This window comes from Gilliamella sp. Lep-s35 (genome assembly GCF_009795845.1).
Classification (GTDB): domain Bacteria; phylum Pseudomonadota; class Gammaproteobacteria; order Enterobacterales; family Orbaceae; genus Gilliamella.
The window spans coordinates 64,951-87,542 of sequence record NZ_WTEX01000001.1 but is presented as its reverse complement, the minus strand read 5'-3'; the positions used below and the strand labels follow the sequence as shown (position 1 = coordinate 87,542).

Below are 22,592 nucleotides of genomic sequence, written 5' to 3'. Positions count from 1 at the left end.
TTTTATTTTAAATTGTCTAAATAATGTTCCGCATCTAAAGCTGCCATACAACCCGTTCCTGCTGATGTAATAGCTTGTCGATAAACATGATCCATCACATCACCAGCAGCAAAAATACCCTCGGCACTGGTTTGAGTTGCATTACCTTGAGTGCCTGATTGTACTTTGATATAACCGCCATTGAGTTCAAGTTGACCTTCAAAGATCGTGGTATTAGGTTTGTGGCCAATGGCGATAAATACACCTAAAACCGAGATGTCTTCGGTTATGTTAGGGTCTTGTGTGCTACGGATCCTAACGCCAGTTACGCCCATATCATCACCTAATACTTCGTCAACAACACGATGAGTATGTAAGATCACTTTGCCTTCTTTGACTTTTTCAGCCAAGCGATCCATTAATATTTTTTCAGCTCTAAAGCTGTCTCGACGGTGAATTAAGTGTACTTCACTGGCAATATTGGCTAAGTAAAGTGTTTCTTCAACGGCTGTATTACCACCGCCCACGACAGCAACTTTTTGATTGCGATAGAAAAATCCATCACAGGTAGCACACGCCGACACCCCTTTACTTTTGAAGGCTTCTTCAGACGGTAGACCAAGATATTGCGCCGAAGCACCGGTTGCAATAATGAGAGCATCACAGCTATATTCGGTTTCACTACCAAAAAGCTTATAAGGTTTAGTGCTAAAATCGACACGATCAATTTGATCTAAAATAATTTCAGTATTGAATCTTTCGGCATGTTCTTGCATTTTAGCCATTAATTCAGGCCCTGTTAGATCTGGGGCGCCTGCAGGCCAATTTTCAAGGTCGGTGGTGGTAGTGAGTTGCCCGCCTTGTTGCATTCCTGTAATTAATACGGGCGAAAGATTAGCTCGAGCAGCATAAACAGCAGCAGTATAACCTGCCGGACCAGAACCAAGTATTAATAGGCGTGCATGTTTGGTTTTCATGTTTAAATCCTTACTTATTTTTTAATTTTGATTATTTTAAGCAAAATTAACTCAATTTATGGCTGATAAGTCTAACATTATCAATCTTCATCGTGCAAAATAATTCGTTATTGCAGCAATAGGTTATAACAATAAGAATTATTGTTTAAGTAAAATTACGTTATCTTTTTATTTTCAATTGCTTTATATATCTTTGTTATTTTTTTAAATTACAGTTATTTTAGTTTTTTATTTTTAGTGTTTAAAATATGTGCTTTAATTTTTAACTCCATTTTCTTAAGAATTTTTTTATTATCTGATAATCTTTTTTTTGATTACCGGTTTACTTTACATCCTAACAAAAATAAGGGGGAAAACGATATGGATAATCCTTCAAAAGATAACGTAGAAGCCGTGCTTAGGAAAATTAATTGGGCACAAGAGATTTTAAACTCAGTACAACAAAATGTTAGCGATCCTCAGATTGGTAATATTTTATCGGGTATTTCATTTATTATGGATTCCGCCTCAATGGATGCCGAAGCGATCTATCAATCCATGAAGTAATATTTTTGACATCCTTCCCCGCCCTAAAGGACGGGGATTGCTACTGCGGTTAGTTTATGGCTAACTTGCTTCGGCAGGTTTTGGCTGCTGGTGACATTACTGCATCGTTCACTTTACAGACGCTTCCGGTATGTTCTACCTTTTTTATCACTAAATAATTGCTGATTATGCCATACCTCAATGCAAAGTTCATATCATGCTTTGGGCTTTCCTATTGGTTGGTTTGCTTGTGAGTTTTTGCTTAATATACCGATTATCACACAGTTTATCTAAATAGATATTTATTTTAAAGAAACAAAGGTTTAAGTATTTTTGTCAAGAAGTTTCAGGAGTGCACCCTGTTTATGTAAAAAAGATAAAAAATCATATAAATAATCAAAATCAAATATTCTCTAACTTGCTGTTTTGTTTGATTTTCAAGTAAAGGTAAACCTTTGCTGTTAACATGCAGCATTTGGTACAGATAGGTTTTGTTATCGCCTTTAGCTTGTTGTTTTAATTTATCTTCAATGGATTTTTAGATTTTAACGAGATGTTTAATACCCTAACTGATGGGGTTATAACGTTCGTTTTTATAGGTTAAAAGGAAAAAACTTCAATCGGGCTTTTTAGCACATTATATATGGCTGAGCTACTGATTATAAAGCGTTTAGTTCAATTGGTGTTTTCCTGCACGTTATAAAAATAAAAAAGACGCATCAACAATACGCCTTGTTTTTTATAAGAGCGAAAAATGAATTACAAAAAAATGAATTTCATTAGGATATATATCGGAAATTACTTTTTTCAAATCACTCAAAGTCATATTCTCTTGTTTTGCATGTTCTTCTGTTAATTGCTCAAGGGTTATTGGTGTAACACTAATTATTTTTATAGTACAAAAATACTCATCAGTTTCAAAAGTTCCAACCCGAAGTTTATCACCTACTTTAAAATGTGATTCGCTTCTATCTCGAATGGTAATGACTTTTAAACCAGATAAAATATCAGACTTAAACCGTTGATAAAAAGTAATATCATTTTGCACAGCATTATCCTATGTTAAAATTAACCAAACTACTTAATAACTATTAATCAAGTAAGGTAAAGGTTTGCTTATTTTGCGTCGTTGAATCACTGCCAATAAACACATTAAATTTTCCTGGTTCGGCTACATATTGCATTTTATCATTCCAGAATTTTAACATGTCATATTTAATAACAAATTCTACTTCGCCTTTTTCGTGTGGCTTTAAACTAATATTTTCAAAACCAATTAACTCTTTAACTGGGCGACTCACTGATGCGGTTACATCTTGCAAATAGAGTTGTACTGTTTGCATGCCTTCTTTATTGCCGATATTTTCAACATTGACTTTAACAATAATTTCGCCATTTTTGTTCATTTCAGAACTTGATAATGAAAAGTCCATTGCAAAGTTGGTATAACTTAAACCAAAACCGAATGGAAATAACGGCTCATTTGGACTATCAAAATACGACGTCGTATATTTACCCATATTTTCAGTGCCACGTGGTCGCCCTGTATTTAAATGGCTGTAATAGACAGGAATTTGTCCAACATTATCAGGGAAAGAGATCGGCAACTTACCTGATGGGTTATAATCACCAAATAATACATCAGCAATAGCATTACCTCCTTCAGTTCCTAAAAACCACGTTTCAAGCATCGCATCAGCTTGGGCATATTCTTCAGATAACGTTAATGGACGACCATTCATTAAAACAATCACCAACGGTTTACCGGTTTTTTTCAATGCATTAAGCAACTGTTTTTGAGTGGCTGGTAAAGAGAGATCTGTTCGACTTGATGACTCATGAGCCATACCTTCTGCTTCACCAACAAAGGCAATAACAATATCAGCTTTTTTAGCTATTTTCACCGCTTCTGCAATCATTTTGTCGGCTGGTCGATTATCAAATTTAGTTGTTTCTCCGTATAAATTTAGAAATCGATATAAATTTTCATCATCAGAAAGATTGGCACCAAATGCATAGCTAATTGATTCAGGATTTTTAACTGCATTTTTAATACCTTCTAATGGAGTTACCGCTAAATTAGCACGCCCAGCTCCCGACCAACTTCCCAAAATATCACGTTTTGAATCAGCTAATGGACCAATCACCGCAATTTTCTTATTTTTAGCTAGCGGTAATATCTCATTCTCATTTTTTAATAGCACAATACTACGGCGAGCCACATCACGAGCTTCTGCACGATGTAATCGATTATCAGCAAACATTGTGTCGATATCTAATGTCGGATCTAAATTACGTTTAGGATCACTAAATAATCCCATATCATATTTAAGTTCAAGTACATGACGACAAGCTTGGTTAATTTCATCTTCGCTAATTGCCCCTTCTTTAACCAATTCAGGTACAAATTGCAAAAAATATTCATCATTCATACTCATTTCAATACCAGCTTTAATCGCAACACGTACAGCATCTTTCGGATCGCTAGCTACACCATGATTAATGAGTTCACGTATCGCCCCATGATCACTTACTACAACGCCATCAAAATGCCATTGATTACGTAATACCTCAGTTAATAACCAATGATTTGCCGTTGCAGGAATCCCATTAACACTCACAAGCGAAACCATCACCGCACGGCTACCTGCATCAATTGCGGCTTTATAAGGCACTAGATACTCTTGGAACATTTTACGTTCACTCATATCCGTGCTGTTATATTCACGCCCTCCTTCAACTGCACCATAAAGCGCAAAATGTTTTACAGTAGTAACTAGAGACTTTTTATCTGCAAGTGATTGTTTTTGCATTTTTTCAACAAAAATTCGTCCTGCCTCGGATGTCAAATAGGGATCTTCTCCAAATCCTTCTGACACACGCCCCCACCTTGGATCGCGTGTAATATCAACCATCGGTGCCCAAGTAATATTTAACCCATCTGTGGTTGCTTCATTGGCCGATACTTCAGCAACTTTAGCTATCGCACTACGATCCCACGTTGATGCAATACCTAAATTAATTGGAAACACAGTTCGGTGACCATGAATAATATCAAACCCAAAATAAAGCGGAATCTTACTAGGAGATTTTAACGCGCGTTCTTGCATTTGAAAAAGATCTGGCTCAACAACAGTATTAAAAATACCACCAATTTCACCTGCTTGGATTTGATCGAGCACTTTATGTAGTGTTAGATCACCACCAACGCTCACTAAACGCAGTTGCCCTACTTTTTCTTGGAGTGTCATTTTCGATAATAGATTATCAATAAAGACTTTCTTTTCTACGCTTGCATCACCATTTGATTCCTGCGCCAATAAAAGCCCTGAAAAGACAAGAAAAAATAAAAATAATGCTAATTTTTTTATCATCATAATGAATATTGTTATAATTAAGAGGATAGATAAGTAAATAGCATAACGTATTCATCAAAAAAAATCTTGTTTTTTAGGTTACTTATGTTTAAGTTTTAAAGCACTATAGTTTTATTTTATAGGCAATAAGGTGCAAATGAGGCCTTTCTTAATCTTTTGATTTTATTTAAAGTTCTTTACAAAACGAAGGTAAATAACTATTTGGAAAAGATAATATTGCCGACAAATATCGGCATATTACTCAAATAAAGAATTAGTCTCTAAAATTAGTAAACTGGAATGGTTGGCCAAATTCGCCATTTCTAACTAACACCATCGTCGCTTGTAGATCATCACGTGATTTACCTGTAACGCGAACTTGTTCTCCTTGCACTTGAGCTTGTACTTTAATTTTGCTATCTTTGATTGCTTTTACAATTTTTTTAGCTAACTCTTTATCGATACCCTGCTTAAGTTTAACCGTAATGCTATAAAGCTTACCGCTGTGCTCCATTTCTTCAGGGATTTCAAGTGCACCACCATCAATACCACGTTTAGCAAGTTTATCTCGCAAAATGTCAAGTAATTGTTGTACTTGGAAATCAGATTGGCTTGTTGCTTTAATCGTTTCATTTTTTTCATTTAACTCAAACGATGCTTCAACATTTTTAAAATCCCAACGGCTGGTGAGCTCTCGAGTAGCGTTTTCAACGCCATTTTTAACTTCTGGCATTTGGATTTCAGAAACGATATCAAAAGAAGGCATAAATTTTCCTCTTCTAATGGTTATAAACTTAATAGTTATAAAATAAAATTATGACCGCCTAAAAGTTAGGCGGTTTTAAAAGCAAATGTAAAATTAATCAATCGTACGCAGTAATTCGTTGATACCTACTTTACCTAATGTTTTAGCATCCACTTTTTTCACAATAACTGCGCAATAAAGGCTATATTTACCATCTTTGGTAGGTAAGTTACCAGAAACGACCACAGAACCTGCTGGTACACGTCCATAATGAACTTCGCCCGTTGCACGATCGTAAATTTTAGTACTTTGACCAATAAACACACCCATTGAAATTACGCTGCCTTCTTCAACAATGACACCTTCAACAATTTCACTGCGTGCACCAATAAAACAGTTATCTTCAATAATTGTTGGGTTAGCTTGTAACGGCTCTAAAACACCACCAATTCCAACACCACCTGACAGGTGAACATTTTTACCGATTTGTGCACAAGAACCGACAGTTACCCATGTATCAACCATAGTACCTTCATCAACATAAGCGCCAATATTGACATAAGATGGCATTAATACGGTATTACGAGCAACATAAGCCCCTTTACGTGCAATAGCAGATGGCACAACACGGAAGCCTTCTTGTTGGAATCTTGATTCGTCATATTCCGCAAATTTTAATGGCACTTTGTCATAATAATTAGTTGGACCGCCATTAATTAATTGGTTTTCGTTAATACGGAAAGAGAGCAAAACAGCTTTTTTTAACCATTGATGAGTTACCCAATCACCATTCATTTTTTCAGCGACACGCATCTTACCGCTGTCTAATAAAGCGATACATTGATTGATTGCATCACGAGTTACGGTATCGACATTTGATGGTGTAATTTCAGCACGTCGTTCAAATGCTGCTTCAATAATAGTTTGTAATTGTTGCATCTCAAGTTTCCTTTAACTTATAAGTCCGTTGGCAAATAAATAATAAATGAGTAAACAGTATAATATAATCTTTCCTGCTTTTTAAGTGCTTTAATCAGATAGTCAAGAACAATATAAAACCAATCGAAAACAATCAAAATTTTGGTAGATGAAATGCAAATAATGGCAAAGCAACACTAAAACAAAAAAACAAATAAAAATCAATAATAAAAGAACAATCATAATGCAATTCTTAACTAATTTTTTGTAAAACTGGGTTATTTGCACTTCATGATTTAAATAATCCTCTAAAAACCCATAAAGCATTTTATCTAACATCGCTTTCCATTGACATACTTATTATACTTTCTGTTTTTCTATTTGTTTATGGACAGAGGCTTGGTAAATTTTTGATTGATATGATAGTTGTCACTCATTTTATTTAAACAAAGACAAACAACTCAATTCTTGTCAAAAAGTTTCAGGAAAGCATAGTGTTTAAGTAAAAAAACTAAAAAATCAATAATGAATATAAGTAGTTCCTACAGCTAATTACTTTTATTGAAATAAAAAATAAACTATTTTCGAAAAAAACATATTTTATTTGGATGATGCCTCACAAATTTAGCATGTCAAATAAGCTGTTGTTGTATTCAAATATACACTACTTGTATCGTGATATGTACAAAGACAATATTATGCAAGATTTGGGATTTTCATTACTGGAGTTGTTAATAACTGTCTGTATTAGTGCTATTTTAGCCGCTATTGGTGTTGAGTATTGGAAAGAACAACAACTCCAAAACGAGTTAGCATCGACAACTAAGCAACTCGCTTATTTTATATATGAAGTTGAAATAAAAGCCTCCAACAAAAACGAAAATTATATTATTCATCAATTTACATCACCATGGTGCATTGCAATAACTCGTGATGAAAAACCTTCATCGTGCAGCAAGGGCGTACTTTATTTTATGAAACCAAATAATTCTGTTGAAATTAGTGAAGTATCAAGAAATAAAGATGCTTTGATTTTTGGACGTCGTAACTTAGCACAAACAATGTCTTTTCAATTAAGAAATAAAATCGGTACCAGTAGGGTTTTTGTTTCCTTGCTTGGGCGCATCCGTTTTTGTGCAGAAAACAGTTATATAACTACCTTACCACCATGTTAAAAACAGCTGGATTTTCCTTATTTGAAATGCTTATTAGCATCGTATTATCTAGCCTTATTATTATGGGAATGACATCTTTTTACATTCAACTACAAACCAACAACATGCAATATTACCAAAAGACACGCTTACAACAGGCTATAGACCTTGGGTTAGCAGGCATGAAAAAGGATATTAAGCGAGCTGGTTTTATTGCTAATGACCCTAAAAAAATGACAACCAAAGCCATTGAAATTAATGAAAAGATGAAATGTATTATCCTTCGATATGACAGTGAAATTCGCAATTCTTGGGTGTGGAACGAGTTCAATCCTACAAAGTCAGATGTCTTTACCTATCGCTATAAAGAAAACAACATAGCTTATAGAACAGGATCGCTAAATTGTTTAGGAAACAAGTGGGAAAACGTATTTGATTCAAATGAAATCAAAATTACCTACTTTCAAATAAAACAACTTCACGATACGATTGAGTTATCAATTGCGGCAGAACTAAGAAAAAATAAACAAATTAAATATCACACCACTGAAATTATCAAAAATGAAAATCGATTTTAACTCAACCTCGGCTTCATCTGGATTTAGCACAATTATAATGGTGATCATTTTGATGGTTGTGGGGTTAGTGTTATTAATTGGTTTGAATTTACTTATTTACTCATGGCAAAAAGCCATCTTAATGGAAAACCAATACTATCGGCAATTTAATCAAGCTAATTCATCGTTAACTTGGGCAACAACTCAAAATTGGCAAGTGCCTAAAGCCAATTGGCATTGTATGACCGAGCCTACATACCAATTAAAAGCCTGCATAAAGCGGTCTTTATTAAAAGTTGATAATTATGTATTAGTTCGAGGCGCAGCCGAAGGTGAAGATTTCTTTTTATATACACTTGCTCATTTTGATAATAATCGATTAATTGTCGAAAAAGGCCACTGGCTTGACTACTGCCCTGAAAAAAAGGTTATTTTTTGTGAATAATAAACATTTTGCTGGCTTTAGCTTGATCGAAGTCATGATAACAACACTACTATTTTCAATTATTATGTTGGGTTTTATTAATTACCAACAAGCATTACTTAATAAACATCGCTACTTTGCCAACAACCTCCGTGCCAATAAAATTGCGTTTCAGCTACTTGACAGTTACCCCTATACTAACCATCAAATTATCCCTTCTGGTTGGCAATATAAGATCACCAGTAAAATCTATAATACCGAGTGTAAAATGGTGGAAATAACAGTTAGCACGCCTAACAAACAAATCATCAAACAACAACGTTTTTTTTGCGATTTACATTGATGTTTACCGATTAAACATCATTTAGTCACCTAACCAGTTATGTAGAAGTTGTAAAACCTGTTGCGTTTTTTCGGCATGAACATTGTGCCCAGCCCCTTCAACCACTTCAATTTTTGCATTAGGAAATTGTGCAAAAATCGCTGGATAAGATTCATTTGTAATATAAGAAGAGTTGCCTCCCCGAATAAACAATGTGGGTTTTAACCAAGGCGAAATTGTTTGCCAATCACAAATATGTTCATACTGATCATTAATCGCTTGAATATTAAATAACCAACTCTCATTTTTAAACGACTTTAATAAAAAAAGTATGATTGCATCATTAATACCAGCTTGTTTCATTAAATTCATAATCTCTTTTTTATCGGTAATATGGTTGGTAAGGCAATAAGTTAATACTCTTAGAATAATTGCATTAGATGAACTGTGATATTTTATCGGTGCAATATCAATTGCTACTATTTTTTCAATAGTATCAGAAAGCAGTTGTGATAATTGCAAAGCCACCTTTCCGCCCATAGAATGACCAATTAGAATTATCTCTTTTAACTTTAAATCATGACAAAGTTCGGCTACATCTTCAGCCATCATTTGATAGCCCATTTTATCAGACCAAGGCGAATGTCCATGATTACGCAAATCAACTAGCACGGTTTGATAATGCTTTGTAAAATCTTTTGCTAGCATATTTAAATTATCTAAACTACCAAAAACCCCGTGCAAAAACACAATCGGTTGTCCATCGCCCTGTAATTTATAGTTTAATTTCATATTTTAATTCAGCTCATTATTTAAGTAGCATTATTATACGTCTATTTTCAATACCATCACCGATTAATTCAATAACCATAATTTGCATAAATATGATAGAATTTAATATCAACTTTTTAACTAGTGTTAAGCATATGTTTCAAAATAACCCTCTACTTGCACAATTAAAACAAGAACTCCACGAACAAACTCCTCGCGTTGAAGGTATTGTTCGGGCTCATGAAAAAGGATTTGGTTTTTTAGATACTGATAATAAAAAAAGTTATTTTATCCCTGTTGCTAAAATGAAAATGGTTTGTAATGGCGATAAAATTTCAGGATCAATTATCAGTAATAACGATAAAGAGTTTTTTGAGCCTGAATTATTGATCGAAAGCAGCTTACAAAAATTTATTGGCAAAATAGGCTTTCAAGATCGTGCAATGGTTGTTTACCCCGAAAACATGCCCTCTTCGTTTGCTATTCGTTGCAAAATAAACGAGCAAGTTAGTGAAAAACTAAAAGAAGGTGATTGGGTTGTTGCAACATTATTTGCTCATCCTTTACAAAAAGAAAGTAAGCAGTTTTTTGCCGAGGTTACTCGTTTTATTGTAGATAGCAATTCACCTTATCAACTTTGGCTAAAAACTTTAGCTCGCTATGATTTAGAAACCCATGCCCCTCAAGCTGATACCTTAACCATCAGTGATGCAGAACTTGATAATCGCCAAGATTTAACCGATATTCACTTTTTTACCATCGATAGTGAAAATACCGAAGATATGGATGATGCCATCGCAGTTTCTAAAGATGAACAGGGTTATTATCAACTAATGGTTGCTATTGCTGATCCTACAGCTTACATCGCACAAAATAGCGAACTTGATAACATTGCCAAAGCTAGGAATTTTACTACTTATTTACCTGATTTTAATATTCCTATGCTTCCCAAAGAGCTTGCCAATGAACTCTGTTCATTAAAGGCGAATGAAAAGCGGCTAGCTATGATCTGTAAAATGCGAATTGACAATACGGGCAATATTATTAACGATGATACGATCTTTATGCCCGCTTGGATCGAATCAAAGGCTAAGCTAGCTTATAATAATGTTTCTGATTTTTTAGAAAATAATGACGAATTAACAACAAACGATCTTACAGTTAAACAGCAACTTAATTGGTTAGTTGACTTAGCAAAAATTCGTATCACATGGCGAGAAAACCATGCATTGGTTTTTAAAGATAATGGTGATTATTGTTTTGAACTGGATGAGAATCGCCAAGTTAAATCAATAACTAAACAAACTCGCCGAATTGCTAACCATATTGTTGAAGAGGTCATGGTTCTAGCTAATCAGGCTTTAACGTTACAATTACAAACAAATATTGGTTTTGGGATTTTTAATATCCATTCAGGCTTTGATAATAAATATATTGAGCAAGTTGTAAAATTTTTAAACGACAACGGAATTTCTGAATTTGATAAAGAATCACTATTATCCTTTGACGGTTATGTAAGATTGCGACGTATTATCGACAATGTACCATTTTTAGCTACCAAACTTCGTAAGTTCCAAAGTCCTGCGGATTTTTCAATTGAACCACAACCTCATTTTGGCTTAGGGTTTGATGCTTATGCAACATGGACATCACCAATACGCAAATATGGCGATATGGTCAACCATCGATTAATAAAAGCCTATATTCGCTCACAAGAATTAATATCGCCTGATAAAGAACAACTAAAAAGCATGAATGAAAGGCGTAAAATGTTACGTCTTGCTGAACGTGATATGGCCGAAAATCTTTATGCTCAATACTTAGCAGATAAAATTGATCAACCTTACTCTGCTGAAATTGTCGATATTAATCGTGGCGGTGCACGAGTACGTTTATGCGATATAGGCGCTTTTGTGTTTGTACCACTTTCAATGATTCACTCAATCAAAGAAGAAATCGCACCATGCCCAGATGAAGGCACCATCAAAATTAAAGATGAGGTGTGCTATAAACTTGCTGATATCGTTACTGTTATTATTCGCCAAGTTAAAAGCCAAAATCAATCAATCATTGCCAAATTCGCTAATGAGGATGAAAAATAAGCTTATTTTACCCGAATTTTACCGATTTTATCATCACTACTTGCCCCGATAGAAATCAGGGGCAAGTCAAACCAAAATCAACAATATTTTTTAATCTTTCCCCCCCTTTTTTTTATTAAAAATATCTGCTATCTTTCACGGCTCAAAATGATAAATTTTAAAATCTGAATCAACAACAACTTGGGGGGCGATAATGTCAATTCATGGACATGAAGTATTGCATATGATGGACGGAAATAGTTACACGGAAGCTTCCTTACTTAATGCTATCAACGACAAGTTTGGAGCAGATGCAAGGTTTCATACTTGTTCTCAGTCTGACATGAATGCTGAGCAACTTATCGCCTTTTTAAAAGCAAAAGGTAAATTTAAACCTTCTGTTGCTCATGAATCTGAATTTACGGTAAATAACAAAAAAATATGTAAACATTAAAAAAACAATTGTACCTAATATATAATATGCTTTTTATAATTTAGTTTAATCTGCTAGTGTTTTTGAAATAATAAGAGTATATAATTTTTTGCAACAATAATTGTTAGCTATATTATTTTATTGTTGCTAATAGTGCAATGATATTAACAATAAAATTATTTGCTTTAAAATTATATTCAAGAATATGCTCATGGAATTTGATAAATGAAAATAAGTAATATCCTTATATGTGCCATTGTTTCTATTCTTGTCGCAAGCTGTGCAAACAAAATTTCTTCAACAAAAAATAAAGAAACAATTTCACAGGCAGATCAGATATCTTTATTAAGGCAACAAACAGAAGTAAATAACCCTTACATTGTTGATGCTAAAAATAAATTAATTCAATTTGTTGGTAGTAAAAACTTTGATAACTATGTTACCAAACGTGGCATTTTAAACTGTCAAGGTGATAAGAACCAATCATCTTGTGTATTGAGTTTTTATCTGAACGAATACCATAAGTTAAAGTATGATATGCAACTTAAAAAAGCAGTTGAATTAAATCAAGCCGAGCATGATATTGAGTTAAGCAAAATAAAAGCAACTGAAAGCAATATTAAAAACTATTGTCAATCTTCGGCTGATTTTATTGCTGCAATTTATACAAAAGATACAGATAAAATAACCCAATATTTTCAACCGAAATTTAAAATGTCTGCTCAAGATATATTATCCTTACAAACAAAGATAACCAAGGATAACTATTCTCTATTTTTGATCGAAGAAAACCCTAGCATCCTTCAAGAAATAAAAATTGATTATGTTGAAGAATGCTTGAATAACCCAAAAGATAATATTATCAACTACTCTAATATTTTTAGATAATAATGCGAGTCTTTATGTACAATTTATTACCCAATAATTCGTTTAATAAAAAACTAATTTACAAGGCGCTTTGTGTGGTTTGCGTTTCTTGCATTAGCTTTTCTTCGTGGGCTTTTTCGTTTGATGATGTGATTGAAAAAGCTGAAAAATTATCAAAAAAAAGTTACGTTCAGCCATCTAAAAATATTCCCAATGAATTGGCCTCTTTACAATTTGCGGATTATCAAAAAATTCTATTTAATCATCAAAAAGCTTATTGGGGTGATAGAAAAAGCCGTTTTAAGCTTGAATTTTATCATGAAGGCATGTACTTTGATGTTCCAATAAAAATCAATGAAGTTGTTGATAATCAAGTTAATCCAATCCAATATGACCCTAGCTATTTTGATTTAAGCCAAATCAATCTTGATAAACTTGAAAATAAAGATCTTGGCTTTGCTGGCTTTAAAATCCATTATCCAATCAATAATCCAACAAAAACTGATGATGAAATATTTTCAGCTCTTGGAGGTAGCTATTTTCGTGCTGTAGGTAAAGATCAACACTATGGTCTTTCCGCTAGAGGACTTGCCATTGATACCGGCGAAATGTCGGGTGAAGAGTTCCCGCGTTTTAAAGAGTATTGGATTGAAAGACCTCAAGCCAATCAAAAACACTTAGTTATTTATGCTTTGCTCGACTCACCTAGTGTCACTGGTGCTTATAAAATTATACTGGTTCCAAGTGTTGATACAACTGTCACAGTGCAAGCGAAAATTTTTTTCCGTAATTCAGTAAAAAAATTAGGTGTTGCACCATTAACCAGTATGTTTTTATTTGGGCCGAATCAACCTTCACCATTATTAAATTATCGCCCTGCAATGCATGACTCTAATGGTCTGTCAATTTTAGCTAATAATAACGAGTGGATCTGGCGTCCATTAAATAATCCTAAACGTTTATCGTTTTCATCTTATAGTTTGGAAAATCCAAAAGCATTTGGTTTAATTCAGCGAGATAAAGGCTTTGATGATTATCAAGATCTTGATGATCACTATGAAAAACGACCAAGCGTCTGGACTGAAATTTTAGGAAATTGGGAAAAAGGCCGAGTTGAATTAGTAGAAATCCCTACTGCTGACGAAACTAACGACAATATTGTTGCGTTTTGGGTACCTGAAAAACAATACAAAGCAGGTGATGTGCTCAATATTAAATATCGCTTACATTATTCATTAAATGAAAATAAGCGTTACCCTAACGATGTTGCAAGAGCAGTTAGTACGCGTTTATCGCTTGGTGATATCAAACAAGCCAATTTGATTCGTAAACTTGATGGTTCTAATGCCTATGTAATCGACTTTGCGGGTCCTGAGCTATCAGAAAAATTACCAGTAAAAGTGATTTCAAGTATTAATAATGGCTCTATATTAAGTTCTGAAGCTCAATACAACCCTGAAATTAAAGGTTGGCGAGTTATTGTTCGCTTTAATGTTCAAGACAATAAAAAAGCAACCGATATTCGCGTACAACTCGCTTCGCAAGAAAGCAATAAAGTCATTTCTGAAACGTGGAGTGGGCAATATCCCACACAATAATCATTATAATGATATGATAACAATATGAAAAAAGATTACTTTGCCAATCTTTCTGACGCTGAGCTTTGGCGTCAGAAATCAGAAAACAGTGCAATATCGCCTGATGATGTCGATTTTTTAAAATATCGTCTAAATCAAATTGGTGATACATCTTCTTTTATCGATGAGCGAAGACAGCAGCCAAGCTACCCAGAAGTTGACCGTGTTTCAATTCAACCACAAATCTGGAATCAGCGCTATATAGCCAAGTCAAAGCATGGCATTAATATTCTTGCCATTATTCGTCGCTTTATTATGTTTGCTCTTATTGCTGTACAAACATATTACGGAACCACTTATCTTGCTTCCTTATTACCTTATCAGAGTTGGCAAAAAATCAATTTTATGGCTAATTGGGATATCAATCCTGAATTAGCTATTTACAGTATAATACCTTACATCATACAAGCTGCAATTATTGTCTTATTTGCTATTTTATTTTCTTGGATTTCGATCGGCTTTTGGACTAGCATTATGGGACTAATATTAGCGGTAATGGGTAAAGACCGTTACACTATTGCTATTCCTAAGGACCCAGCATCACATATCGACGCAAAACATCGAACCGCACTTGTTATGCCAATTTGCAATGAAGATGTCGCTCGCGTGTTTGCGGGATTACAAGCAACTTATCAATCCTTGGTCGAAACAGGCCATGCAGCTTGTTGTGATTTTTATATTTTAAGTGATACAAATGATCCCGATCTTTATGTTAACGAACTTAAAGCATGGGCCGATTTTAATGCGGCAAAACAACAAAATGGTTGCAATATTTTTTATCGTCATCGAAAACGCCGAGTAAAACGTAAAAGCGGTAATATTGATGATTTTTGCCGTCGTTGGGGGCATCAATATGAATATATGATGATCCTTGATGCTGACAGCATTATGACGGGCGATTGTATATTAAAAATGATCGCCATGATGGAAATGAATCCTAAAGCCGGCATTTTGCAATCACCACCAAAATCGGTCAGAATGACGACACTTTATAGCCGTATTCAACAATTTGCCAACCAGATTTATAGTGATATATTTTGCGCTGGCACACACTTTTGGCAACTAAGCGAAGCACAATATTGGGGACACAATGCAATGATTCGCCTAAAACCTTTTATTGAGCATTGCATATTATCACCACTGCAAAAACGAAAAGGTCCAATACATATCTTATCGCACGATCTGGTTGAAGCCGCACTAATGCGCCGTGCTGGTTATGGCGTTTGGATTGCTTATAACATCAATGGTAGTTACGAAGAACTACCTGGTAATATGATTGAAGACCTAAAACGCGATAACCGCTGGTGTATGGGTAACTTAATCAATCTAAGACTAATGTTTAAAAGCGGCATAAAATTAACACACCGAGTCATGTTTGCAACCAGTGGTATGGCGTATATTTCATCATTATTGTGGTTAGTTTTTTTAATATTTTCAACACTATTATTATTGGTATTTAATATTTCGGAGCCTCAATATTTTTTCCAACCAAACCAATTTTATCCAACTTGGCCAAGGTGGGATGAACAATTAGCCATTGAGTTATTATCAACCACAATGGTTTTACTGTTTGCCCCTAAATTTTTCAGCTACGGTATTATTATCGCTCGAACTGGTGCAAAAGATGTTGGTGGCATTTTTAAATTAACATTATCAATATTTATTGAAATGATTTGGTCAATGATCTTAGCGCCGATACGCATGATCTTTCATAGTAAATTTGTACTTAAAGCATGGATGGGAAGCAAAATTCAATGGAAATCACCCTCTCGAAGCGACGATACGTTAACATGGGGTGAATCATTTTATTTTTGTTGGCCACTGTCATTATTAGGTATTGTGTGGTTATGGGTGATTATCTGGTTAAATCCACAATTTACTTATTGGTATATTGCCATATTAATACCTTTAACTATTTCCCCTTTAGTGATTAGAGTATCAGGACTTTCAAGTATTGGTTTGAAAGCCCAAAAGTTAGGGTTATTTTTAACACCAGAAGAAACTCATCCAGCAAAAGCTGTCACACTTACCGGTGAATATTTAATAAAAACTGAAGCATCTTTTGTTGAACACGGTTTTGTGATGGCGTTAGTCGATCCTATCTACAATGCGCTTGCTTGTGCATTATCAACTTCACGGCATCGAGTTAATGATAAAAACCAACAAAAACGCAATGAGCTTATTGCTCAGTATCAACAAATAGATTTAGAAAAAATAAGTAAAGAAAAGCAGTTAGCGATTTTAGAAGATCCTATCATTCTTTCAACTTTACATCGTCATATTTGGCAACAGCAAGAAAAATACGACAATCTATTCACTTTATGGCAAAATGAGCGTCAACAATAAAAAATAGGGCTTTTGCCCTATTTTCTTTTTTTAGTAATAATCAAATTCCATGGATATTTTTTATGACTTGGCAACCTTCTGCATCTATTAATAATTTACTTAAGCGCGCAAAAATTACTTCTCAAGTACGGCAATTTTTTGCTGATCGCTGTATATTAGAAGTTGAAACGCCGACCTTAAGCCAATATGCTGTAACAGACGTATATTTAAGCTCTTTCCACACGACATATTTAAAACCTGGGGAACTTGGCGAACAACAAGGGCAAAAAATGTCATTAATTACTAGCCCTGAATACCATATGAAACGTTTACTAGCTGCTGGTAGTGGTCCTATTTATCAAATATGCAAATGCTTCCGCAATCATGAAGAAGCTAGCCGTTATCATAACCCCGAATTTACTATGCTTGAATGGTATCGTATTCAATTTGATATGATGCAAATGATCAATGAGGTAGATGACTTATTACAAACCATTCTAGATTGTGAACCAGCTGAACGAATTTCTTATCAAAAGGCATTTCAACGTCACCTTAATATCGATCCTTTAGAAGCGGATCATGCAACTTTAATCAATGCAGCAAAACAACTCGATATTGAGATTAATACAGATAGTTATGATAAAGATGGATTACTCCAATGTTTATTCACTTTTGGCGTTGAACCTTATATAGGCAAAGATAAACCTGTGGCAGTATTTAACTTTCCAGCATCACAAGCCGCATTAGCCGCTATCAGCTCAGAAGATCATCGTGTTGCTAGCCGTTTTGAGTTTTATTATAAAGGTGTTGAACTTGCCAATGGTTTTAAAGAACTCACTAATCCACAAGAACAACGTATGCGTTTTGAACAAAATAATTTAGATCGTGCTAACCAAAATCTACCTACACAAAATATTGATATTGAGTTACTAGCCGCAATGGAAGCAGGACTACCAGATTGTGCTGGCGTTGCTGTAGGATTAGATCGTTTAATTATGCTCGCCCTAGAGAGCAACAACTTAGATGATGTCATTTCATTTACTTTTGAAAGGGCTTAATCATGTTTAGCACTTTAGGACTAAGTGGGTGGTTTGCCATTATTATTGGCATTATTGCCTTAATTTTATTGGTGTTAATTATAAAGTCTCAACTAACGATTAATAATTTACACCAACTGTTTGATCTGCAATTGTTGCAAAAAAAGGAAGAAAGCCAAGCTCTAACAACACAAGTAAAACAGTTAGAGCATGAGTTAGCACTGTATCGACAACAAAATTTGGCGCAAAATGTCAAAATTAGCGAACTCAAAACACGCTTAGAAGAAACATTAAGTGCAACACAAGAACGTCAAACTATACTAGAACAAAGTGAACAACGACTTACCACTCAATTTGAAAACCTAGCTAATCGCATTTTTGAACACAGTGGTAAAAAGATTGAGCAACAAAATAAACAGAGCCTTGATTTTTTACTTTCACCACTTAAAGAACAGTTAGAAGGCTTCAAAAAGCAAGTTCAAGATAGTTTTGGGCAAGAGGCTAAAGAGCGCCACACATTGACCCATGAAATTCGCAATTTGCAACAGCTTAATGCACAAATGAGCAAAGAGGCAACGAATCTAACCAATGCATTAAAAGGCAATAACAAAACCCAAGGAAACTGGGGCGAATTTATCTTAAGCCAAATTTTAGATAATTCTGGATTACGGTCAGGTTATGAGTACGAAACACAAGTCAATTTAACTAACGAAAGTAATCAACGGTTGCAACCTGATGTCATTGTTCACTTACCGCAAGGTGGTGATGTGGTTATTGACTCCAAAGTCACCTTAGTCGCCTATGAGCGATATTTTAACAGTGATGACGAAATCGTCAAAGCAAAAGCAATAACTGAACATTTAGCTGCGGTCCGCACTCATTTAAAACAGCTTAGTCAAAAAGATTATCATAAACTTATTGGCATTAATTCATTAGATTATATTTTGATGTTTATTCCTGTCGAGCCAGCATTTTTAAGTGCAATCGATAATGATCCCGCATTAATTAACGATGCATTGAAAAATAACATTATGATAGTCAGCCCAACCACCTTGTTAGTTGCATTACGAACTATCCACAATTTATGGCGCTTTGAGTATCAAAATCGTAATGCCGAACTAATTGCTGATAGAGCAAGCAAACTATACGACAAAATGCGTGGCTTTGTTGAGGATATGGAAAACCTAGGCAGTTGTTTAGACAAAGCACAACAAACTTATCTAAACTCCATGAATAAATTATCAAAAGGCCGAGGCAACGTTATTGGACAAATTGAACGATTCCGTGAAATGGGTATCGAAGTTAAAAAACCGATTAATCCAGATATCGCCGCACTTTCAATGGAAGAGTCAACTAGCAAAAAAGATGAGAATCAATAAGTCAATTAGCAAATTGCATTGTGGTATTATATTGTAGTAAATAAGTAAAAGCCTTGATTCACGATTATTTGAAATAAGTGTATACTCATCGAATATAAAGAGGAACTGAATATGGCCAAAAAACAAGACAAAGAACCAAGTTTCGAAGAGACACTTAAGCAACTTGAAACTATCGTAGCTCAACTAGAAAATGGTGATCTTCCATTAGATGAAGCACTAAGTGAGTTTGAAAAAGGAATTAAATTAGCAAAAACAGGACAAAAACAGTTACAACAAGCCGAGCAACGTATTCAGATCTTATTATCTGAAAATAGTGACGCCGAACTGTCAGAATTCTTAATTGATGATAATGAATAGTTTAAAACCATTACAACAACGAATTGATTCGTTTTTGACTGCCTGCATTTCACAAATTGAGGCATCCAAACTTCAACAAGCAATGGAGTACAGCTTGCTAGCTGGTGGAAAACGAATTCGACCTATTTTAGTCTATTTAACAGGACAAATGTTTAATTGCCCACTTTCTAAATTAGACGAAGCCGCAGCAGCTATCGAATCTATTCATACTTACTCATTAATTCATGATGACCTACCTGCCATGGATAATGACGATTTACGCCGAGGCAAACCAACTTGCCACATCCAATTTGGTGAAGCGCAAGCAATACTCGCTGGCGATGCTTTGCAAAGTTTAGCCTTTTCGTTGTTGGCAAAAAGTAAGTTCATTGATGCAGAGGCTAAAATTAATATGATAACCGAGCTTGCTCATGCTAGTGGTGTTACTGGTATGTGCCTTGGGCAATCACTAGATTTACAAGCGACACATCAACAAATTGATATTGGACATTTGCAAAAAATACATTGTTATAAAACTGGAGCATTAATCAAAGCGTCCATCCGTTTAGGCGCTTTCGCATGTGGTGAAATCGCAAAACCTTATTGCCTAATGCTTGATCATTACGCCGAAGCAATTGGGCTAGCATTTCAAATTCAAGACGATATTTTAGATATCATTGGTGAGCAATCTATTATGGGCAAACCAAAAGGGTCAGACCTTGTCCATGAAAAGAGCACATATCCAGCATTAATTGGACTTGATAACGCAATAAAACTCACCGAACAACTTTATCAGCAAGCTATCGATAGCCTAAAACAAATCCCTTATAATAGTCAGCCATTACAAGAACTGGCTGGTTTTATTATTAATCGAAATAGCTAACAGCTAATTAAAAAATAACATTACATAATGAATTTAGATAATTATCCTTTGTTAAAACAGATAAACTCACCCAAGGACTTAAGGCAGTTTCCTCAGTCACAGTTATCGGCTATTTGTCAAGAGCTTAGGCAATATTTACTAGTGTGCGTTAGTCAATCAAGTGGACATTTAGCATCGGGATTAGGTGTGGTTGAATTAACAACAGCCTTGCATTATGTTTATCACACGCCGTTTGATAAAATCATTTGGGATGTAGGGCACCAAGCTTATCCGCACAAAATATTAACAGGCCGTCGAGATCAAATGCTCACTATTCGCCAAAAAGGCGGTTTGCACCCGTTTCCTCATCGTAATGAGAGCGAATATGACGTGCTTACCACTGGTCATTCTTCAACTTCGATCAGTGCTGCATTAGGGATTGCAATTAGCGAACAAAAAAAACGATCAGGGCAAAAAGTGGCGGCCATTATTGGTGATGGTGCATTAACTGCCGGTATGGCATTTGAAGCAATGAATCATGCTGGTCATGTTAAACCCGATATGCTATTGATTGTAAATGACAATGATATGTCAATTTCAGCAAATACTGGTGCACTTAAACAACATCTAGCTCAAATATTAGCAAGTAAAGCTTATACCTCTTTTCGTGAAAGTGGCAAGCGTGTGCTAGCAAATATTCCACCATTAAAAGAACTCATAAAAAAAACAGAAGAGCACCTAAAAGGCTTAGTCACCCCAGCTATTTTATTTGAAGAACTTGGTTTTAATTATATTGGTCCTGTTGATGGGCACGATATTGATGCTTTAGTTGCAACCCTGCAAAGGGTTCGACAATTAAAAGGCCCACAGTTGCTACATGTTATTACCCAAAAAGGCAAAGGCTATGCGCCTGCTGAAAAAGACCCAACGTTATGGCATGGTGTTCCAAAATTTAATCCCAATGATGGCATATTACCTACTACCCAAAAAGTTGCCCCAACATATTCGCAAGTATTCGGGGATTGGTTATGCGAAATAGCGCAAAATGATAAACGTTTAATGGCAATAACGCCGGCAATGAGTGAGGGATCGGGCATGACTGAGTTTGCTAATCGTTATCCTGACCAATTTTTTGATGTTGCAATAGCCGAACAACATGCGGTAACCCTTGCCGCAGGGTTTGCTATTAGTGAGCTAAAACCTGTTGTTGCTATTTACTCAACTTTTTTGCAACGCGCTTATGATCAAGTAATTCATGATATTGCTATTCAAAACTTACCTGTCTTGTTTGCCATCGATCGTGCAGGTATTGTTGGCGCCGACGGCGAAACCCACCAAGGCGCATTTGACTTAAGTTATTTACGCTGCGTACCCAATATGGTTATCATGACCCCAAGCGATGAAAACGAATGCCGTCAAATGCTCTACACAGGCTATTTACATCATGGACCTGCTGCAGTGCGTTATCCTCGTGGTGAAGGCAGTGGCGCACAGCTTATGCCATTAACTGCCATTCCATTAGGGCAATCTAAATTATGTCGGCAAGGAAAAAATATCGCTTTACTAAATTTTGGCGCTTTGCTTTCAGAAACTTTACAAGCTGCTGAGCAAATTGATGCTACAGTCATCGATATGCGTTTTGTTAAGCCACTTGATGAAAAAGTCCTTTTGCACATAAGCCAAACTCATAATATACTTGTCACCATTGAAGAAAACAGTATTAAAGGTGGTGCTGGTAGCGGCGTCGGTGAATATCTGTTATCGAAAAAAATAAAATGTGATGTTTTAAATATTGGACTCCCTGATAGGTTTATTCCTCAAGGATCTCAAAGTGAGATAAGACAAGAAATAGGGCTAGATCACAAACACATTATCGATAAAATTAATAATTTTATGAATCAATAGGT

The 22,592-nt window shown here is 35.1% G+C and carries 21 protein-coding genes; 15 read left to right on the top strand and 6 right to left on the bottom strand.

The window, feature by feature from the left end:
- Positions 1 to 2: 2 nt before the first annotated feature.
- Positions 3 to 956, bottom strand: coding sequence for a thioredoxin-disulfide reductase (gene trxB / locus GQ590_RS00435; protein WP_160405866.1), 954 nt, complete (start codon positions 954 to 956; stop codon positions 3 to 5).
- Between the two features lie 360 nt (positions 957 to 1,316).
- On the opposite strand from trxB, the gene GQ590_RS00430 reads away from it, so the two are divergent.
- Positions 1,317 to 1,502: a hypothetical protein gene (locus GQ590_RS00430; RefSeq protein WP_160405865.1), complete on the top strand. Its 186-nt coding sequence runs from the start codon at positions 1,317 to 1,319 to the stop codon at positions 1,500 to 1,502.
- A 718-nt stretch (positions 1,503 to 2,220) separates the two neighbouring features.
- Here GQ590_RS00430 and yqfB read toward each other — a convergent pair.
- From yqfB to dapD, 4 genes are all read right to left on the bottom strand, one after another.
- Positions 2,221 to 2,529: a N(4)-acetylcytidine aminohydrolase gene (gene yqfB / locus GQ590_RS00425; protein ID WP_160405864.1), complete on the bottom strand. Its 309-nt coding sequence runs from the start codon at positions 2,527 to 2,529 to the stop codon at positions 2,221 to 2,223.
- A gap of 43 nt (positions 2,530 to 2,572) precedes the next feature.
- The gene (bglX, locus tag GQ590_RS00420) at positions 2,573 to 4,855 is read right to left on the bottom strand and encodes a beta-glucosidase BglX (RefSeq protein WP_160405934.1); all 2,283 of its coding nucleotides are present in this window, start codon (positions 4,853 to 4,855) and stop codon (positions 2,573 to 2,575) included.
- Positions 4,856 to 5,111: 256 nt separating this feature from the next.
- On the bottom strand, positions 5,112 to 5,603 hold the full coding sequence (locus GQ590_RS00415) for a YajQ family cyclic di-GMP-binding protein (RefSeq protein ID WP_160405863.1): 492 nt from the start codon (positions 5,601 to 5,603) through the stop codon (positions 5,112 to 5,114).
- 93 nt (positions 5,604 to 5,696) lie between these two features.
- Positions 5,697 to 6,521 (bottom strand): 2,3,4,5-tetrahydropyridine-2,6-dicarboxylate N-succinyltransferase, encoded by an 825-nt coding sequence (gene dapD / locus GQ590_RS00410; RefSeq protein WP_160405862.1) that lies wholly within the window; start codon positions 6,519 to 6,521, stop codon positions 5,697 to 5,699.
- A gap of 659 nt (positions 6,522 to 7,180) precedes the next feature.
- On the opposite strand from dapD, the gene GQ590_RS00405 reads away from it, so the two are divergent.
- Genes GQ590_RS00405 through GQ590_RS00390 form a run of 4 tightly spaced genes read left to right on the top strand, consistent with a single transcriptional unit; the run spans position 7,181 to position 8,978 of the window.
- Complete coding sequence (locus tag GQ590_RS00405; protein ID WP_160405861.1) at positions 7,181 to 7,675, top strand: prepilin-type N-terminal cleavage/methylation domain-containing protein; 495 nt, start codon at positions 7,181 to 7,183, stop codon at positions 7,673 to 7,675.
- The gene (locus GQ590_RS00400) at positions 7,669 to 8,232 is read left to right on the top strand and encodes a prepilin peptidase-dependent protein (RefSeq protein ID WP_160405860.1); all 564 of its coding nucleotides are present in this window, start codon (positions 7,669 to 7,671) and stop codon (positions 8,230 to 8,232) included. The genes GQ590_RS00405 and GQ590_RS00400 overlap by 7 nt, the downstream gene beginning before the upstream one ends.
- Complete coding sequence (locus GQ590_RS00395) at positions 8,216 to 8,656, top strand: DUF2509 family protein (protein ID WP_160405859.1); 441 nt, start codon at positions 8,216 to 8,218, stop codon at positions 8,654 to 8,656. Before GQ590_RS00400 ends, GQ590_RS00395 begins: the two co-directional genes overlap by 17 nt.
- Positions 8,649 to 8,978 carry a prepilin-type N-terminal cleavage/methylation domain-containing protein gene (locus tag GQ590_RS00390; RefSeq protein ID WP_160405858.1) on the top strand — a complete coding sequence of 110 codons (330 nt, stop codon included), beginning with the start codon at positions 8,649 to 8,651 and terminating at the stop codon, positions 8,976 to 8,978. Before GQ590_RS00395 ends, GQ590_RS00390 begins: the two co-directional genes overlap by 8 nt.
- Positions 8,979 to 8,999: 21 nt before the next feature.
- On the opposite strand, the gene GQ590_RS00385 is transcribed toward GQ590_RS00390, so the two are convergent.
- Positions 9,000 to 9,749 carry an alpha/beta fold hydrolase gene (locus GQ590_RS00385; protein ID WP_160405857.1) on the bottom strand — a complete coding sequence of 250 codons (750 nt, stop codon included), beginning with the start codon at positions 9,747 to 9,749 and terminating at the stop codon, positions 9,000 to 9,002.
- Positions 9,750 to 9,841: 92 nt separating this feature from the next.
- Between GQ590_RS00385 and GQ590_RS00380 the strand changes: the two genes are divergently transcribed.
- From GQ590_RS00380 to dxs, 10 genes are all read left to right on the top strand, one after another.
- A complete protein-coding gene (locus tag GQ590_RS00380; protein ID WP_160422521.1) occupies positions 9,842 to 11,830 on the top strand; it encodes an exoribonuclease II in 1,989 nt (662 codons plus the stop codon).
- 190 nt (positions 11,831 to 12,020) lie between these two features.
- The gene (locus tag GQ590_RS00375; RefSeq protein ID WP_160405933.1) at positions 12,021 to 12,263 is read left to right on the top strand and encodes a YecH family metal-binding protein; all 243 of its coding nucleotides are present in this window, start codon (positions 12,021 to 12,023) and stop codon (positions 12,261 to 12,263) included.
- Between the two features lie 204 nt (positions 12,264 to 12,467).
- Positions 12,468 to 13,130, top strand: coding sequence for a hypothetical protein (locus tag GQ590_RS00370; protein WP_160405855.1), 663 nt, complete (start codon positions 12,468 to 12,470; stop codon positions 13,128 to 13,130).
- Between the two features lie 14 nt (positions 13,131 to 13,144).
- Complete coding sequence (locus GQ590_RS00365; RefSeq protein ID WP_160405854.1) at positions 13,145 to 14,707, top strand: glucan biosynthesis protein G; 1,563 nt, start codon at positions 13,145 to 13,147, stop codon at positions 14,705 to 14,707.
- 24 nt (positions 14,708 to 14,731) lie between these two features.
- A complete protein-coding gene (mdoH, locus tag GQ590_RS00360) occupies positions 14,732 to 17,092 on the top strand; it encodes a glucans biosynthesis glucosyltransferase MdoH (protein ID WP_160405853.1) in 2,361 nt (786 codons plus the stop codon).
- A gap of 62 nt (positions 17,093 to 17,154) precedes the next feature.
- Positions 17,155 to 18,129, top strand: coding sequence for an elongation factor P--(R)-beta-lysine ligase (gene epmA, locus GQ590_RS00355; RefSeq protein WP_160405852.1), 975 nt, complete (start codon positions 17,155 to 17,157; stop codon positions 18,127 to 18,129).
- A 2-nt stretch (positions 18,130 to 18,131) separates the two neighbouring features.
- Positions 18,132 to 19,487 (top strand): DNA recombination protein RmuC, encoded by a 1,356-nt coding sequence (gene rmuC, locus GQ590_RS00350; RefSeq protein WP_160405851.1) that lies wholly within the window; start codon positions 18,132 to 18,134, stop codon positions 19,485 to 19,487.
- A 111-nt stretch (positions 19,488 to 19,598) separates the two neighbouring features.
- Complete coding sequence (gene xseB, locus GQ590_RS00345) at positions 19,599 to 19,844, top strand: exodeoxyribonuclease VII small subunit (protein WP_160405850.1); 246 nt, start codon at positions 19,599 to 19,601, stop codon at positions 19,842 to 19,844.
- Positions 19,837 to 20,706 carry a (2E,6E)-farnesyl diphosphate synthase gene (ispA, locus tag GQ590_RS00340; protein WP_202112814.1) on the top strand — a complete coding sequence of 290 codons (870 nt, stop codon included), beginning with the start codon at positions 19,837 to 19,839 and terminating at the stop codon, positions 20,704 to 20,706. The genes xseB and ispA overlap by 8 nt, the downstream gene beginning before the upstream one ends.
- A 27-nt stretch (positions 20,707 to 20,733) precedes the next feature.
- Positions 20,734 to 22,590, top strand: a complete 1,857-nt coding sequence (gene dxs / locus GQ590_RS00335; protein WP_160405848.1) for a 1-deoxy-D-xylulose-5-phosphate synthase — start codon at positions 20,734 to 20,736, stop codon at positions 22,588 to 22,590.
- Positions 22,591 to 22,592 lie beyond the last annotated feature (2 nt).